Annotated in this window: 17 protein-coding genes; 9 read left to right on the forward strand and 8 right to left on the reverse strand. The window is 71.7% G+C overall.

Going from position 1 to position 15,054, the window contains the following annotated elements; genetic code table 11:
* The first annotated feature begins 70 nt into the window (after positions 1–70).
* Positions 71–472, forward strand: coding sequence for a hypothetical protein (locus tag RBH18_RS12110; RefSeq protein WP_306206973.1), 402 nt, complete (start codon positions 71–73; stop codon positions 470–472).
* Between the two features lies 1 nt (position 473).
* Positions 474–1,928 carry a glutathionylspermidine synthase family protein gene (locus RBH18_RS12115; protein WP_306206975.1) on the forward strand — a complete coding sequence of 485 codons (1,455 nt, stop codon included), beginning with the start codon at positions 474–476 and terminating at the stop codon, positions 1,926–1,928.
* Here the strand turns inward: RBH18_RS12115 and RBH18_RS12120 are convergent.
* Positions 1,921–2,355 (reverse strand): hypothetical protein, encoded by a 435-nt coding sequence (locus tag RBH18_RS12120; RefSeq protein ID WP_306206977.1) that lies wholly within the window; start codon positions 2,353–2,355, stop codon positions 1,921–1,923. The two genes, RBH18_RS12115 and RBH18_RS12120, sit on opposite strands and share 8 nt — an antisense overlap.
* Positions 2,348–2,713 carry a hypothetical protein gene (locus RBH18_RS12125; protein ID WP_306207049.1) on the reverse strand — a complete coding sequence of 122 codons (366 nt, stop codon included), beginning with the start codon at positions 2,711–2,713 and terminating at the stop codon, positions 2,348–2,350. The genes RBH18_RS12120 and RBH18_RS12125 overlap by 8 nt, the downstream gene beginning before the upstream one ends.
* A 122-nt stretch (positions 2,714–2,835) precedes the next feature.
* Between RBH18_RS12125 and RBH18_RS12130 the strand changes: the two genes are divergently transcribed.
* Positions 2,836–3,729, forward strand: a complete 894-nt coding sequence (locus tag RBH18_RS12130; protein WP_306206979.1) for a Gfo/Idh/MocA family protein — start codon at positions 2,836–2,838, stop codon at positions 3,727–3,729.
* 240 nt (positions 3,730–3,969) lie between these two features.
* Here the strand turns inward: RBH18_RS12130 and RBH18_RS12135 are convergent, their stop codons facing one another.
* Complete coding sequence (locus tag RBH18_RS12135; RefSeq protein WP_306206981.1) at positions 3,970–5,151, reverse strand: hypothetical protein; 1,182 nt, start codon at positions 5,149–5,151, stop codon at positions 3,970–3,972.
* An 11-nt stretch (positions 5,152–5,162) separates the two neighbouring features.
* Entirely contained in the window at positions 5,163–5,684 is a 522-nt protein-coding gene (locus tag RBH18_RS12140; RefSeq protein ID WP_306206982.1) for a SigE family RNA polymerase sigma factor, read from the reverse strand.
* A gap of 206 nt (positions 5,685–5,890) precedes the next feature.
* Between RBH18_RS12140 and RBH18_RS12145 the strand changes: the two genes are divergently transcribed.
* The 4 genes from RBH18_RS12145 to RBH18_RS12160 all read left to right on the forward strand — a co-directional run bounded on the left by RBH18_RS12145 (position 5,891) and on the right by RBH18_RS12160 (position 9,459).
* Complete coding sequence (locus RBH18_RS12145; protein WP_306206984.1) at positions 5,891–6,499, forward strand: sigma-70 family RNA polymerase sigma factor; 609 nt, start codon at positions 5,891–5,893, stop codon at positions 6,497–6,499.
* Positions 6,496–7,254: an anti-sigma factor gene (locus RBH18_RS12150; protein WP_306206986.1), complete on the forward strand. Its 759-nt coding sequence runs from the start codon at positions 6,496–6,498 to the stop codon at positions 7,252–7,254. Before RBH18_RS12145 ends, RBH18_RS12150 begins: the two co-directional genes overlap by 4 nt.
* 67 nt (positions 7,255–7,321) lie before the next feature.
* On the forward strand, positions 7,322–7,960 hold the full coding sequence (locus RBH18_RS12155; RefSeq protein ID WP_306206988.1) for a fasciclin domain-containing protein: 639 nt from the start codon (positions 7,322–7,324) through the stop codon (positions 7,958–7,960).
* Between the two features lie 2 nt (positions 7,961–7,962).
* Positions 7,963–9,459 (forward strand): molybdopterin-dependent oxidoreductase, encoded by a 1,497-nt coding sequence (locus RBH18_RS12160; RefSeq protein WP_306206990.1) that lies wholly within the window; start codon positions 7,963–7,965, stop codon positions 9,457–9,459.
* A gap of 221 nt (positions 9,460–9,680) precedes the next feature.
* Here the strand turns inward: RBH18_RS12160 and RBH18_RS12165 are convergent, their stop codons facing one another.
* A complete protein-coding gene (locus RBH18_RS12165) occupies positions 9,681–9,971 on the reverse strand; it encodes a hypothetical protein (protein ID WP_306206992.1) in 291 nt (96 codons plus the stop codon).
* A 342-nt stretch (positions 9,972–10,313) separates the two neighbouring features.
* Between RBH18_RS12165 and RBH18_RS12170 the strand changes: the two genes are divergently transcribed.
* The gene (locus RBH18_RS12170) at positions 10,314–10,652 is read left to right on the forward strand and encodes a hypothetical protein (protein ID WP_306206994.1); all 339 of its coding nucleotides are present in this window, start codon (positions 10,314–10,316) and stop codon (positions 10,650–10,652) included.
* Positions 10,653–10,990: 338 nt separating this feature from the next.
* On the opposite strand, the gene RBH18_RS12175 is transcribed toward RBH18_RS12170, so the two are convergent.
* Entirely contained in the window at positions 10,991–11,980 is a 990-nt protein-coding gene (locus tag RBH18_RS12175; RefSeq protein WP_306206996.1) for an AraC family transcriptional regulator, read from the reverse strand.
* 285 nt (positions 11,981–12,265) lie between these two features.
* On the opposite strand from RBH18_RS12175, the gene RBH18_RS12180 reads away from it, so the two are divergent.
* Positions 12,266–12,622: an STAS domain-containing protein gene (locus RBH18_RS12180; protein WP_306206998.1), complete on the forward strand. Its 357-nt coding sequence runs from the start codon at positions 12,266–12,268 to the stop codon at positions 12,620–12,622.
* A 141-nt stretch (positions 12,623–12,763) separates the two neighbouring features.
* Here RBH18_RS12180 and RBH18_RS12185 read toward each other — a convergent pair whose 3' ends face one another.
* Together RBH18_RS12185 and RBH18_RS12190 are read right to left on the reverse strand one after the other, a co-directional pair.
* Positions 12,764–14,341: an MDR family MFS transporter gene (locus RBH18_RS12185; RefSeq protein WP_306207000.1), complete on the reverse strand. Its 1,578-nt coding sequence runs from the start codon at positions 14,339–14,341 to the stop codon at positions 12,764–12,766.
* Positions 14,338–14,967, reverse strand: coding sequence for a TetR/AcrR family transcriptional regulator (locus RBH18_RS12190; RefSeq protein WP_306207002.1), 630 nt, complete (start codon positions 14,965–14,967; stop codon positions 14,338–14,340). Before RBH18_RS12190 ends, RBH18_RS12185 begins: the two co-directional genes overlap by 4 nt.
* Between the last annotated feature and the right edge of the window lie 87 nt (positions 14,968–15,054).

Here is a 15,054-nt window from a genome sequence, read left to right on the forward strand (position 1 = left end):
ACTGAAGTTGTCCGGGGTCGCTACACATGAGTAGAGGACCCCGGACGGCGAAAGGGCGGAGAAGCCGACAGTGACACGACGGATGACCTCGCGCAGCGTCTCGTTGACCAGCACGTTCCTGCTGTTGGCCGCCGGTGGCGCGGCCGCGTGCGACAACGGGAATCAATACCAGGACGAGGGCTTCTACTGCGCCGATGCCAACGGCGTCATCGTCGACGAGGACTACTGCGACGACGACTACCACGGCGGCGGCGGGGGCGGTGGCTTCTTCATCTGGCACTCCTCGGGCTACCGGTCCGGCTATCCGGTCGGGTCGCGGCTGCCGGCGGGCGGGTCGAAGTTCGCGTACAACGACGCGGCGGCCCGGCGCTCGTTCGGCCTGCCGTCCACCGGCAAGATCGGCAACGGCACCGTGAAGACCAGCGTCGTCGGCAAGGGCGGCAGCGGCACCAGCGGAAAGTCGGGCAGCTGACATGCGCCGCGTTCCCTACGGCCCCGTTCGCGAGGGCTGGCAGCTCACCAACTACAGCCTCGGGCTGACGTACAACGACACCGAACTGCCCGACGGCACGATGCTGTCGTACTGGCAGGAGGGTCCGTACTACGACTTCACCCAGGCCGAGATCGAGGAACTGGAGACGGCGACCACGACGCTCTACCAGATGTGCCTCGACGCGGGCGACTGGATGGTCAAGCAGTGTCCCCGGCACACCCCGCAGGGCCGCCGCGACGGCTACTTCACGTCGGTGTGCACGCCCGACGCGTGCTTCCTGACGAAGATCGGCATCCCCGAGTACACGCACGAGCAGATCATCCGCACCTGGTACGACGGCGACGCCGAGACCTGGACCCACCTGGACAAGGACCCCGACAACCGGGTGCCGCTGCAGACGCCGGACTTCTCGCCGACCGTCTACGGCCGCTTCGACCTCTGGTACAACGGCGCCGGCAGCGTGCCCCGGCTGCTCGAGTTCAACGCGCAGACCCCGACGTCACTGGTCGAGGCCGCGGTCATCCAGTGGCACTGGGCCGACCAGACCAACCTCACCCAGCACCCGTGGCGCCAGTGGAACTCGATCCACGACCGCCTCGTCGGCTGGGAGGCCACCCCGGACGAGCCCGCCGACCCGGGCGCGTGGCGGCGCAACATCGCCAAGCTGCGCGAGGCCCGGCCCTGGCTCCCGGAGAAACCCAAGATCTTCTTCGCGTACGAGACCAGCGAGCCCACCGGCGAGGACCGGATGAACGTGGCCTACCTCATGAGCACCGCCGAGGAGGCCGGCTTCCCGGTCGAGCTGATCGCGATGAGCCAGATCGGCTGGGACGTCAACGGCGACCGCGTTCTCTTCGTCCCGGCGCCCGGCCAGGAGCACAAGGCCGAGCCCGTCGACGTGATCTTCATGCTCTACCCGTGGGAATGGTTCTGGAACGAGGAGGGCGGCAAGGCCTTCTTCCGCAACATGGCCGACCCCGCGAAGCGCGGCACGGTCTGGATCGAGCCGCCCTACAAGGCGGCGCTGCTCGGCAACAAGGCGCTGCTGCCGGTGCTGTGGAACCTCTTCGGCGACGACCCCGAGCGCGGCAAGTACCTGCTGCCGGCCTACTTCGCCGAGTCGTCCGGGGCGGCGACGCTGACGTCGTACGCGAAGAAGCCGGTCTGGGGTCGCGAGGGCGGGTCGGTCACCCTGATCAAGGACGGGGTCACCCTCACCGCCAACCCCAGTGAGTACGGGTCCGACGGGCGCTACGTCGTGCAGGAGCTGTGCGAGCTGCCGTCCTTCGACGGGCTCGAGGGGACGGTCCACCCGGTGATCGGGTCGTGGCTCATCGACGGCGAGCCGGCCGGGATGGGCATCCGCGAGGGCATCGGGCAGGACGGGCTCGTGACCAAGGACGCCTGCCACTTCCTGCCGCACATCGTCAGCTAGTCGCCGGCCTGTTGCGCCACAGCCACCAGAGGCCGATGAAGGGCAGCACGAGCGGGACGTAGCCGTAGCCGCTGCCGTAGTGCGACCAGACGGTGTCGTCGGGGAAGGCCACCGCGTCGGCGATGCTCAGCGTGCCCACGACGAGGACGCCGAGCAGCTCGATCGAGCAGCTGACCAGGGCGATGCTCCGGCCGCGGGTGCCGCCGACCGCCAGGCCGGCCGTGGCGGCGATGTAGACCAGGCCGGCGAAGGCGGAGAGCAGGTAGGCCAGGGGCGCCTCGGAGAAGTGCGTGGTGATCTGGACCAGGGCGCGGGCGCTCGCCGAGAGGGCGAAGATGCCGTAGACCAGGAGCAGGACGCGGCCGAGGCCGGAGCCGATGGCCGCGTCCCGGGGGCGGGCCGGGGTGGGGGTGGGCTGCTCAGCCACTGGTCACCTCCGCGATCTGCTGCAGGCGCAGCACGAGTACCGGCAGCGTCAGTGCGGCGACGCCGAGAATGAGGGTGCCCCAGCGGGTCGGTTCCAGGCGGGCCAGGTAGACGCCGACCGGCGCGAAGGCGATCGTGGTGATGAGATAGCCGACGAAGGTGGTCGTGTCGCTCGGGCGGTCGCCGGTGATCAGGCCGACGATCGCGACGACGACCAGCACCACGACGAGCAGGCCGAGGCCGAGCATCGCCCACAGATCGGTGTTGGTCGGGCGCTTGTCCAGGGCACATCGCACGAGGTACCAGACGCCCAGCACCAGGGCCACCACGATCGTCGCGAGCGAGAGCGGGCCGTTCATCACCGGCACAGCGTACTGAGCGGCCGGGGCGTGTTAGCTTTCGCCCGGGTGGATCATCATCCGCACGCCCGGGCGGACCGTCACCTCGCGCCGGGCGAACCATGATCGGAAGGCGGGACGCCATGCGGTTCGGACTCTTCGGCACGGGGCCCTGGGCCCATCTGGCGCACGCTCCGGCCCTCGCGGCGCACCAGGACGTGGAACTGGTCGGCGTCTGGGGCCGTAACCCGGACAAGGCCGCCGCTCTCGCCCAGGAGCACGGCGCCACCGCCTACTCGGACATCGACGCCCTGATCGCCGACGTCGACGCCGTGGCCGTCGCGCTGCCGCCCGACATCCAGGCCGACATCGCCCTGCGCGCCGCCCGGGCCGGCAAGCACCTGCTCCTCGACAAGCCGGTGGCCTTCACCACCGAGGCCACCGACGCCATCGTCGCCGCGTCGGCCGAGCGCGAGGTGGCGAGTGTGGTCTTCTTCACCCGCCGCTTCATGCCGGCCATCCAGGACTTCCTCGACCGGGTCACCGCGACGGGCGGCTGGCTCGAGGCCCGCGTCGATCACCTCGGCTCGATCTTCCAGGAGGGCAATCCCTTCGGCGAGTCCGTCTGGCGCAAGGAGAGCGGCGGCCTCTGGGACGTCGGCCCGCACGCGGTCGCCCTCGTCCTGCCCGTCCTCGGCCCGGTCACCCAGGTCACCGCCCTCGCCGGCGCGCGCGACATGACCCACGTCCTGCTCCGCCACGAGAGCGGCGGCATCACCACCCTGACCCTGACCGTCGACGCCCCGGAAAAACTGGAGCGCGAGGACGCCTCCTTCCACGGCGAGTCGGGCATCGCCGTGGTCCCCGCCGTCGAGTGGGCACCGGTCGACGCCTTCGCCCGCGCCGTCGACGCCCTCATCACCGCGGCAGCCGGCGGCCCGGCATCCCCCCTCGACATCCGCTTCGGCGCCCAGGTCGGCCGCATCCTGTCCGCCGCCGCCGAATCCATCGACACCGGCCGCACCATCACCCTCTGACCGCCCCGCCCCGCCCCGCCCGCGCCCCGCGTCCCGCCCTGTCTCGCCCCCCGTCTCGTCCGCGTCCCGTCCCGGCCGGCGTGGGGCTCCCACCCTGTGTCCCTCCTCGCGCGCTGGTCGTCGACCCGTGTTCTGCCTCGCGCGCTGGTCGTCGACCCGTGTTCTGCCTCGCGCGCTGGGCGTTACTCGTCGTCCCGGCTCGCGTGCAGGCCCTGACGCGGGCTCGCCTCTGCGCCGGGGTCAGGAGCAGGTCCACAGCGTTGCGCCGTTCGCCTGGCCGCCGAGCACGCGGCCGTCGTCGCTGATGGCGCGGACGCTCGCCGGCCGGCCCGGGGCGGTGCCGGGCAGCGTGTGGAGCTTCGTGCCGTCGTAGAGATGTGCCGTTTCCGTCTGCAAGTCGTCGCCCACGGCCCAGCCGCGGGCGCTGATGGCGGCGAGCCGGTCCATCCCGGCCGGCACGGCGGTCCACCGGCCGGCGGCGACCTCGTAGCGCAGCCCCATCTGCTTGCCGCCGAGGAAGCCCTCGCCGGCCAGCCAGCCGTCGCCGGCCACGAAGTTCGTCGGGTTGCGCACGGTCGTCCCGTCCACGACCGGCGAGGGGACGACCTCTCCGCCCCGGAGGTCGGCATCCCAGCGGTAGAGCAGGTGCTCCCCGCCCCGGCCGACGTCGCCGAGGATCGTGCCGTCGGAGGAGATCCCCAGCGCGCGGCTCGTCGTGTAGCCGGCGGGCAGCGGCAGGACGGTCGGCTCGGCGTCGATGTCCTTCCAGGCCACGGCTCGCCAGTGATCCGCGTCGCCCTGCCAGCCGGCGATCGTGCCCGCGTCGTTGATGCCGAAGGCCTGGGCGCTCTTGGCGGTCGCCTTCAGCATGGTGAGCTTGCCCTCCGACCACGCCCAGGCCTGCAGCGTGTCCTCGACCGGCTCGTGCGACCCGACCACGACCCCCGCGGCGTTCACCTCGGCCACGATGGGCTTGCCGTTCGGGAAGGAGACCCGATCCTGCAGAGCCCTGTCGCGCCAGACTGTCAGGTCGTCGCCCGCGGTGCCCGCGAGCCACCGGCCTGCCGGGTCGACGGCCTCGATCGCCGCGTCGGGCTCACCGCCGCCCGAGGCGGCCATGGCGACCCGCTCGCACGAGCGGACCCTTGTCAGGGCCGCCGGTGTGCTGCTCGGGGCCGGGTCGGCGGTCGCGGCCGGGGCGGCGGACCTCGGCGCCGGCGGTCGCAGCGCCGAGAGCGCCACGGGAGTGCCTACGGCCACGGCGGCGGTCACCGCGACGACGCCAAGAGCAGCCGACGTGCGTCGCCGGCCGCGGCGCCTGCGGCCGTCCAGGACCGCGCGCTCCAGGTCGACGCCGGACGGCGTCCCCGGCTCGTCGGTGAGCGTGGTGAGCAGCTGCACCGCCCGCTTCTCGTCGATCATGTCTTCCTCCCTCATCGCGCGCGGCCCAGCTCGTGGCCGGCCGGGTGGCTGCCGTTGTCGTCGTGGTGGGCCAGGATGCGGCGCAGCGCGGTGAGGCCGTGCGCGGTCTGGCTCTTGACCGTGCCCTCGCTGCATCCCAGCAGGGCTGCCGTCTCGGCGACCGGCAGATCGTTCAGGTAGCGCAGCACCAGCACCGCGCGCTGCCGTGGCGGCACCTGCGCGAGGGCCGAGCGCACGAAATCGCGCTCCTCCACGGCCGGCTCCGGCGCCGCGACCCGGTCGGGTGTCGTGCCGAGCAGCACCTTCCACCAGCCCCGCCGCCGCGAGTCGAGGAAGGTGCGGATGAGCATCCTGTTCACGTACGCGTCGATGCTCTCCACGGATCGGATGCGCGCCCACCGCACGTAGACCTTGGTCACGGTCTCCTGCACCAGGTCGTCCGCCTCGTGCGCGTCCCCGCTGAGCTGGTGGGCCAGCCTGCGCAGCGCGGGCACCCGGGCCCGCACATAGGTGAGGTACTCCTCGTCCGCCATCGGCCGCCCTCCGTTGTCTGTCCGCCCTGTAAACGCCGTCCGCTCGGATGTCGGTTGTACGCGCCGCCGATGAACTGATCGGAAGTTGTCCACAGGCTGCCGGTTATCCACAGGCCGGACCCATCCGCGTGGCCCCGGGCGCCGAATCCGCGTTGAATGCCGGGTGACCCACCCACCGACGATGACCAGCAGCGAGAGGCGGACCCATGACGGAGCACGGCGCGGCGCGGCGCCCGGACCATTTGTCCGCGGTGCCCGCACCACCGGTGGATGTGGGCGACCTGCTCCGCGCGGTGGCCCGCGGCGACGAGCAGGCCTTCACCCGGCTCTACGACCTCGTGGCCCCGCGGGTCTACGGGCTGATCCGGCGCGTGCTGCGCGATCCCGCCCAGGCGGAGGAGGTCGCGCAGGAGGTGCTCGTCGAGGTGTGGCGCACCGCGGCCCGGTTCGACGCTGCCAAGGGCTCGGCGACTTCCTGGGTGTTCACGATCGCGCACCGCCGCGCGGTCGACCGGGTCCGCTCCGAGCAGGCCTCGGCCGACCGCACGATGAAGGCCGGCGCCGCGGCGGTGGACACGCCTTACGACGAGGTCGCCGACGAGGTGTCGGGGCGGCTGGAGCGCCAGCAGGTCCGGCACTGCCTCGACGACCTGACCGAGCTGCAGCGGCAGGCCGTGACGCTCGCTTATTACCAGGGCCACTCGTACCGGGAAGTGGCCGACCTGCTCGGCACGCCGTTGCCGACGGTCAAGACCCGGATGCGCGACGGCCTGATCCGCCTGCGTGACTGCCTGGGTGTGGAGGTGCCCGCATGACCTCGAACGATGTGCACTCGCTCGTCGGTGCTTACGTGCTCGATGCCGTGGACGAGGAGGACCGGGCGGCCTTCGAGCAGCATGTGGCCGGCTGCTCGGCCTGCCAGGTGGAGCTGGCCGAGCTGCGGGAGACCGCGAGCCGGATGGCCGACAGCACGTGGTCGATCCCGCCGCCGCGGCTGCGGGCCGAGGTCATGGGGGCGATCAAGCGCACGAGGCAGTTGCCGCCGGCCGACGGCGGGCGCCCCGACTCCCGGGTCGTCGGCCTTCGTCCGGCCTCGCGGCTACGGCGCTGGCCCGTGGCGGCGGCAGCGGCAGTGATCCTTTCCGCCGGCACCGGTGTCGGCGTCTGGGCCGTGCAGGAGCAGCGGGTGGACGAGCAGAGCCGGATTGCCGTGGCCGCCGCGCAGCGTGAGGCGCGCGTGCAGGCGATCCTGTCCGCGTCCGACGTCGTCATGCGGTCGGGAGCCATCCGCGGCGGCGGGACGGTGACCGTCGCGTCGTCGGCCTCGCACAGTGCCGCGGTGGTGCTGATGGGCGCGGTCACCGCGCCGGCGCGGGACCAGGCCTTCCAGCTGTGGGCCGTGCACGACACGACCATGACCGACGCCGGCGTGCTGGCGGCCGGGGCCGCGTCCGGGGTGCAGATCGTGGAGGGCCTGCCCGGCAGTGACGCGCTGGGCGTGACCGTCGAGCCGGCCGGTGGGTCGGCCGAGCCGTCGCTGCCGCCGGTCGCCGAAATTTCTCTGACCTAGACCAATCCGGGTGGCCATCGGGTGCGAATCAGGAGTGAAGCCACGAACTACTACTGAGGGGTACGAAATGCGCAGCTCGAAGATCACCGCCGTTGCGGCGGCCGCTCTGTTCTCGGTGTCCCTCGCCGCCTGCGGCAGCGACTCCGACTCGGACAGCACGGCCGCCGAGCCGGCTCCCACCATGACCTCGGCCGCGCCGATGATGTCCTCGGCGGCGCCGTCGGACACGATGACCAACTTCGGTGCCGGCTGTTCGGCGGTTCCGACGGACGACTCCAACCCGGGCAGCTTCGCCGCCATGGCGCAGGTGCCGGTGGCGACGGCGGCGTCCGGCAACCCGGTGCTGTCCACGCTGGTCACGGCCGTGAAGAAGGCGGGTCTCGTGGACTCGCTCAACACGGCTCCGGAGCTGACCGTCTTCGCCCCGGCCAACTCCGCGTTCGACAAGATCCCGAAGGCCGACCTCGACAAGGTGCTCGCCGACAAGAAGACGCTGACCAGCGTCCTGACCTACCACGTGGTCGCGGGCAAGCTGACGCCGGCGGAGCTGGCCGGCACGCACAAGACGCTGGAGGGTGACGAGGTCACGGTCACCGGCAGCGGCACCGACTTCAAAGTGGACGACGCTTCCGTGGTGTGCGGCAACGTGCAGACCGCCAACGCGACGGTCTACATCATCGACTCCGTGCTGATGCCGAAGGGCTGACGGTGTTACGGCGTGCGGGAGTTCCGGCCCTGACCGGGGTCCTGGCCGCCGGGCTCGGGGTGGCCGTCGCGGAGTTGCTCGCGGCGGCCACCCGGCCCCAGGCGGGACCGCTGGTCGCCGTCGGTGGCGCGGCCATCGACGCGGCGCCCACCCCGGTCAAGGAGTTCGCGGTGCGCACCTTCGGCACCCACGACAAGCCGGTGCTGCTGACCGGCATCGTGGTGGTCCTGGTGCTCGTCGCCGCGGCGGCCGGCGTGGGAAGTGCCCGCCGTCGCTGGATCGGCGTCGCCGGGGCGGCGGCGCTCGGGCTGGTGGGAGCGGCGGCGGCGCTGTCGCGTCCGGCCGCCGAGTGGTACGACGCCGGGCCCGCCCTGGTCGCCGCGCTGGTCGCCGGTGCGGTGCTGTGGTGGCGCGGGCGACCCGTGCGAGGCGACGCTTCGGCTCCCGCGGGGTTCGATCGGCGGGCGTTCTTGCGTACGGCGATGGTGGTCGGCGGGGGCGCGGTGCTCGCCGGCGGGGGCGCCGAGGTGGTCCGGCGGGCGCGCGGGGGAGCGGTGACCCGGTCCCGGGAGGCCATCCAGCTCCCGGCGGCAGCCGATCCGGCCCGGCCGCTGCCCGCGGGGACGGCACCCGGGTTCTACTCCGAGCAGTTCTACCGGGTCGACACGGCGCTGAGTGTGCCGCGGGTCGACGTCGGCGAGTGGCGGCTGCGGGTGCACGGCATGGTGGACCGGGAGGCGACGTACTCCTTCGACGACCTGCTGCGCCGGCCGCTCGTCGAACGGGACATCACCCTGAACTGCGTGTCCAGCGAGGTGGGCGGGCCCTACACGGGGACGGCGCGCTGGCTGGGCGTGCCGCTGGCGTCGTTGCTGCGCGAGGCGGGCCTCGACCCGGCGGCGGATCAGCTCGTGGCGCGGTCCACGGAGGGCATGACGATCGGCACGCCGGTCGCCACGGTGCTCGACGGGCGTGACGCGATGCTCTGCGTCGGCATGAACGGCGAGCCGCTGCCGCTCGAGCACGGCTTCCCGGTCCGGATGCTCACGCCGGGTCTGTACGGGTACGCCGGCGCGTGCAAGTGGGTGACCGAGCTGGAGCTGACCACGTTCGCGGAGTTCGACGCGTACTGGGTGCGGCGGGGCTGGGCGGCGCAGGGGCCGGTCAAGACGGCGTCGCGCATCGACAAGCCGCAGCCCTTCGCCACGCTGACCGCGGGACGGGTGACCGTCGCCGGGGTGGCCTGGGCGCAGGGCCGGGGCATCCGCACCGTCGAGGTGCGGGTGGACGAGCGCCCCTGGGAGAAGGCGGAGCTGCTGCCGGTGCCGTCCTCGGACACCTGGGTGCAGTGGCGCTGGGAGTGGCAGGCCGCGCCGGGCCCGCACACGCTGACAGTGCGCGCCACGGATGGCACCGGGGCGGTCCAGACGGAGACGCGGGCGACACCCTTCCCGGACGGCGCCACCGGCTGGCACAGCATCACCGCGACCGTCGAATAGCGCACCCTCGTGTGCGTCGTTCGGCCCGTCGGCGTCACCAGCCGGACCAGCCGCATCGCGGCCGTGCGCGGGGCGAGCTGAGCGGGGGAGCCGCATCGCGGCCGTGCGGGGCGAGCTGAGCGGGGGAGCCCGGTCAGGCCATCGGGGCGTTGGGCGACGACGGCGAGCCGTGCTCGAAGGTGAGCGCGGCTCGCCGGTGTGGAGAGAGCGGGCGCGGGGGATCAGGGGACGGTGCGCTCGATGGCGGCGGGGCCGTCGCGGTCGAGCTCTTCGCGGGCTCGCTCGATGTTTTCGGGGGTGGGGTCCCGGCCCTCGGCCTCCGCCAGGTCGACCGGCTCCCAGGGCTGGTCGGCGCCCGTGCGGATCTCGGGCCGGTCGCCGGGCTCGATGAACTGCGGGGTGTCCGAGTCGGGACCGCCGCCGGTGATGAAGGCGTCGACCGCCACATCGTCCTCGATGGCGTCCGCCACTTCCTGTGACTCCTCCAGCGGAGGCCGGATCTCCTCGGTCATGGCTCCTCCAAGATGGATGCCCGCGGGCTTCGATCGATTCTTGTGCCTTTCCTCTCTCGCTTACCCCGTCCGGGTGGATCTCAACGCGAACCCATCTCCATGCCGTTTCCCACGCGTACGCAAAACGGGCGTTCATGCCGTTCGGCGCCGCGCGAGCGCGATTCGGACAACCACCGCGCGCAGCGGATGGACGCTGAGTAGCCGGACGAATACATTTCTGCGGTGTCACCTGTGTGGGTGTCCGGCGGGGATCACGCACACGGTGGCGAGGGGAACGTGACGAGAGATGAGCGATCGCTGCGGTGTGTGGCGTGGCACTCCGGCGGGGCCGGGTGGTTCACGATGAGCGACCTGACCGACGCGGAGCGCGACGCGAGCGAGGTGGTACGGCTACTCACCGGCCTCGCCATGGTGCTGGAACGGCGTGGCGCCGGGCCCGACGAGGACACCGAGGTGTTGTCGGCGCTCGCCCGCGACGGCGGAGTGGCGGCGGTACGTGTCCTCGAATACCTGCGTGCCCTGCGGGGCGCCGGCGACGGTGTGGCGATCTCCGTGCCGATGCGGCTCGGCCTCTGGCGGGACTGGGTGCCGCCGCGGGGAAGCCTCTTCGCCGGTCCGCCCGGCACGCCCCCGGTCGACGACTTCCCGCGCCCACGGCGGCGCCGCGACCCCGGCGAGTAGCGGATGTGCCGCGACCCCGGCGAGTAGCGGTTGTGCCGCGACCGCGGCGAGTAGCGGTCGCGCCGGGGCTCGCGGCGAGTAGCGGTTGCGTCAGGACTCCGGCGAGTGACAGCGGCGCCGCGAACCCGGCGATTGGCTCGCGCTGGCGCATTGACCTGAGCGAACGAGCAGGGCGAACGCCGCCGGCGGCTGCGCGAGGGCGCATGACGCGGCGATACCGAGCGGGCTGCGCCAAGACGCATGACGAGGCGAGAGCGAGCGCCCCGGCGACGCCGAGCGATCCACGGTGACAACGGAATGTGACGGCGAACCGCTGACCCTGCGGAACGGTCCCCGGGTCAGCGGTTGCGCAGGGTGTCCGAAGGGGACATTCCGTACCGGGCGCGGTAGGCCGACGCGAACCGTCCCAGGTGAGCGAATCCCCACCGGTGCGCGACGGCCGCCACGGTGGTCCGCGCCGGATCCTCGCGCAGGAGGGCCTCGTGCGCGCGGGTGAGACGTACCTGTTGCAGGTAGGTCATGGGTGCGCAGTCCAGGTGCCGGCGGAAGCCCTCCTGCAGGGACCGCACGCTCACGCCCGCGATCTCCGCGATCTCGCCCACTGTGTACGGCCGCTCCGGCTCGTCGTGTATGGCGTCGACCGCGCGCTGGACGGCGCGGGACGGACCCGGGGTGACGGGCGCGGTCAGGGCATCGGTGTAACGGTGCGGCAGGGCGAGCAGCAGGCCGTTCATGATGCTGCGCCGCAACTGCTCGGCGATCAGCGGCTCGTGCACGAGGCTGCCGCCGTGCCGGATCTCGCCCCGCAGCAGGCGGATCATGCGGATCCAGCTGCGCATCGGACCGGACTTGAGATCCGTGAAGGCGGGCAGGTCGAGGGGTCCCTCGATCCGGTGACCGAGAAGGGTCGACAGCTCGTTCTCCAGGGCGGCCTGTTCGATCTTGACGTCGAGCTCGCACGAGTTCCGGTCGTGCAGGGTGTGGACGGGCGCGTCCGGGTGGAAGATCGCCGCCTGGTCGACGTCGGTGAGCACGCGGTTGCCCGACTGGTACGAGCGGACCTGCCCGGCCACCGGAATGGTCAGGTGGTAGGCGTGCAGTTCGCCCGAGCCGAGCGTCACGGGCGCGCCGAAGCCGAGCTGGCCGACCGTCAGCGGTCCGAGTTGGATCACATCGAACCGGAACCGGAAATTGTGCGCACCTTCGGGTACGCCCACGGATAGCGGATAGAAGAACCTCCTCAGCAAGTACCGCGTATCGTCGAGATCAACGCTCGCAATGCTCGCCTCGGCCGGTGCTGCCGCCGCTCTCAGGTGAACGTCAGTCATCTCTTAGGGCACTCCTGCGCATACTCTGAGTATTCTTAGGGGCGGAGGCCGCGTCAATGTCCGGGCCTCTCGGTGACCGATCCAGCACATTCCGGCCATATGAACTACTCTGGCGTTCCGCGCCTACCTGGCGTAACTTGCAGACCAGCGGAATGTTGTCAGGACGCGACGTCGGCCGGCGCCTTGGTGAGGCTCCGGGCTGGGTGTGCCGGTGATGGCCGGCGGCGCAGCAGACTCCCGCAGAACGTTCGGCGTCGCCCGCACGACGCCAGGAAGAGGGCAGCCGTGTATCTGCCGATCACCACTCGCCAATTGGCCGATGGCACCGTCGAGATCGCGCCGAGCGGTGAGATCGATCTGGACAACGCCCACGTCATGCGCGACGCCGTCAACGACGTCCTGACCACGCAGACGCCGGTGCGGATAGACCTCGACCTCCAACGGGTGATGCTGATCGACAGCATCGGCATCGGCATCCTGGTCGCCTGCTTCCACGCGGCGGCCGCCTCCGGGGTCAAGCTGGTGGTCAGTCACCCCAGCCCGACCGTCTACCGGCAGCTGTGGATCTCGGGACTCGTCGGGCTGCTCGGCTGCGCCGAGCCGCCGGCCCCGCGCACGTCCGTGGGCCTTCGCCCCAGCTGACCCGGCCCTCGTGCGCCCGTTGCCGCGAGCCACGAGGACACACCCGGCACAGGGATCCGGCCGTTGCCGCGAGCGGATCCCGTACCGGAAAATGAGCGGGCGCCCCCGCCTGGCGGGAGCGCCCGATCGAGCCGGCACCGGTCAGTGCATGGGCGCGGCGGCCTCGCGGGCGCGGCGCTCCTCGCCGCTGAGCGTGTGCAGCGGCTTCTCCTTGATGAACAGGACCGCGATCACGGCCAGCGCGGCGATCGGCGCGCCGATGAGGAAGAGCTCCGACGTCGCCTGCGCGTAGATGTCGGCCACGATGGCGCGCACCGGCTCCGGCAGGGCGGAGACGTCGGGAACCTCCTGCGTGCCTCCGGTGGTGGCGGCCTGCGGGAACTTCTCGGCGAAGAGGGACGAGACCTTCCCGGCGAGTACGGCACCCAGCGCGCTCACCCCGATCGTGCCGCCCATGCTGCGGAAGAACGTGATCGTCGAGGTGGCGGCGCCCAGCTCGGCGGCGGGAACGTCGTTCTGGGCGGCCAGGACGAGGTTCTGCATGAGCATGCCGACGCCGGCGCCGAGGATCAGCATCCAGATCGACAGCATCAGCACGCTCGTGCCGGCGCCGATGGTGCTCAGCAGCAGCATGCCGGCGGTCATCACGATCGCGCCGGCGACCAGGTAGATCTTCCAGCGGCCGGTCTTGGTGATCAGCGCGCCGGCGACGGTCGAGGAGACCAGGAGGCCGAAGATCATCGGCAGGCTCATGAGGCCGGCGACGGTCGGGGACTTGCCGAGGGCGATCTGGAAGTACTGGCTGAGGAACACCGTGCCGCCGAACATCGCCACGCCGACCAGGGCGCTGGCGACGATCGTCAGCGTGACCGTGCGGTTGCGGAAGATGCCGAGCGGGATGATCGGCTCCTTGGCCTTCGACTCGACGAGCACGGCGAGCGCGAGCAGGACGATGCCGCCGGCCACGAAGGCCGCCGTCTCCCAGGACGCCCAGTCGAAGTGGTTGCCCGCGAGCGTCGACCAGATCAGCAGGTCGCTGACGCCGGCCGTGATGAGGAAGGCGCCGAGCCAGTCGATGCTGACTTCCTTGCGTACGGAGGGGAGGTGCAGCGTGCGCTGCAGCAGGAGGATCGCGGCCAGCGAGAACGGCACGCCGATGAAGAAGCACCAGCGCCAGCCCAGCCACGAGGTGTCCACGATGACGCCGCCGATCAGCGGGCCGGCGATCGTGGCGACGCCGAAGACCGCGCCGAAGATGCCCGAGTAGCGGCCCATCTCCCGGGGCGGGATCATCGCGGCCATGACGATCGTCGCCAGGGCCGTCATGCCGCCCGCGCCGACGCCCTGCAGGATGCGGCTGACGATGAGCAGCTCCACGTTGGGCGCGAAGCCGGCGATGAGCGAGCCGCCGACGAAGAGGCCGAGCGAGAGCTGGATCAGCAGCTTCTTGCTGTAGAGGTCGGCCATCTTGCCCCACAGCGGCACGGTCGCCGTCATGGCCAGCAGCTCGGTCGTGACGATCCAGGTGTAGACGGACTGCGAGCCGTTCAGGTCGGCGATGATGCGCGGCAGGGCGTTGGAGACGATCGTCGAGGCCAGGATGCTCACGAACATGCCGAGCATCAGGCCCGACAGCGCTTGCACGACCTCGCGCGGCGTCATGCGGCCGGAGGATGCCGCGTCGGCGGTGTCCACCTTGGCGGTTTCGTCCAGGGTCATCGGTTTTCCTCGGGGGTAGGGGTGGGGTCGGCGAGTCCGCGGGCGAGCACCTCGAAGGCCTCTCGCGCCAGGTCGGTCAGGTGCAGCGCGCCGCCGGACGCCGCCCAGCGCATGAGCGCGGTCCGCAGGGCGGCGCCGGCCACGGCGGCGGTCAACTGGGGGTACGTGTCCTCGGGGCTGATGCCGAGCCGCTGCGCGATGGCCGTCACGAGGTCGCGCTCCACCGCCGCGGACCGGCCCAGCAGCCCGGCGACCAGCGACGGGTTGGCCTCCATGACCCGGAACCGCAGCAGCCAGAGCTCGTGGTCGGCCTCCATCGCGGCGAGGCCGGGCTCCGCCGCGATCAGCAACGCTCGCACCGTGGGCACTTCGCGTGGCACCGCGAGGAAGCGGTCGCGGGTCTCCTGGTCGTCGACGAACTGGTCGCCGGTGATCGCCTCGTCCTTGCTGGCGAAGTAGTTGAAGAACGTGCGGGGCGACACGTCGGCCGCCTCGGCGATGGCCTCGACGGTGACGTGGTCGAGCCCGCGCTGGTCGACGAGGCGCAGCGCGGCGGCGATCAGCGCCTGCCGCGTCTGCTGCTTCTTCCGGTCGCGCCGGCCCGGCGGCGCGGTCTGCTGGGACACGATCACACCGTACGGTGATTTTTGCAGGGCGTGCAAACTTTTATTGCCTGCAAGTATGTGGTCCCCGCGACAGCAGGGCAGAATCGA

This window comes from Actinoplanes oryzae, assembly GCF_030757795.1.
In the GTDB taxonomy this organism is placed as follows: Bacteria; Actinomycetota; Actinomycetes; order Mycobacteriales; family Micromonosporaceae; genus Actinoplanes.

Excerpts from the sequence above, each read along its gene's own strand:
- RBH18_RS12115 (WP_306206975.1), top strand. The coding sequence starts at position 474 with ATGCGCCGCGTTCCCTACGGCCCCGTTCGCGAGGGCTGGCAGCTCACC.
- RBH18_RS12135 (WP_306206981.1), bottom strand. The coding sequence starts at position 5,151 with ATGATCGACGAGAAGCGGGCGGTGCAGCTGCTCACCACGCTCACCGAC.
- RBH18_RS12175 (WP_306206996.1), bottom strand. The coding sequence starts at position 11,980 with ATGACTGACGTTCACCTGAGAGCGGCGGCAGCACCGGCCGAGGCGAGC.
- RBH18_RS12125 (WP_306207049.1), bottom strand. The coding sequence starts at position 2,713 with ATGAACGGCCCGCTCTCGCTCGCGACGATCGTGGTGGCCCTGGTGCTG.
- RBH18_RS12155 (WP_306206988.1), top strand. The coding sequence starts at position 7,322 with ATGCGCAGCTCGAAGATCACCGCCGTTGCGGCGGCCGCTCTGTTCTCG.
- RBH18_RS12185 (WP_306207000.1), bottom strand. The coding sequence starts at position 14,341 with ATGACCCTGGACGAAACCGCCAAGGTGGACACCGCCGACGCGGCATCC.
- RBH18_RS12150 (WP_306206986.1), top strand. The coding sequence starts at position 6,496 with ATGACCTCGAACGATGTGCACTCGCTCGTCGGTGCTTACGTGCTCGAT.
- RBH18_RS12140 (WP_306206982.1), bottom strand. The coding sequence starts at position 5,684 with ATGGCGGACGAGGAGTACCTCACCTATGTGCGGGCCCGGGTGCCCGCG.
- RBH18_RS12145 (WP_306206984.1), top strand. The coding sequence starts at position 5,891 with ATGACGGAGCACGGCGCGGCGCGGCGCCCGGACCATTTGTCCGCGGTG.
- RBH18_RS12170 (WP_306206994.1), top strand. The coding sequence starts at position 10,314 with ATGAGCGACCTGACCGACGCGGAGCGCGACGCGAGCGAGGTGGTACGG.
- RBH18_RS12165 (WP_306206992.1), bottom strand. The coding sequence starts at position 9,971 with ATGACCGAGGAGATCCGGCCTCCGCTGGAGGAGTCACAGGAAGTGGCG.
- RBH18_RS12130 (WP_306206979.1), top strand. The coding sequence starts at position 2,836 with ATGCGGTTCGGACTCTTCGGCACGGGGCCCTGGGCCCATCTGGCGCAC.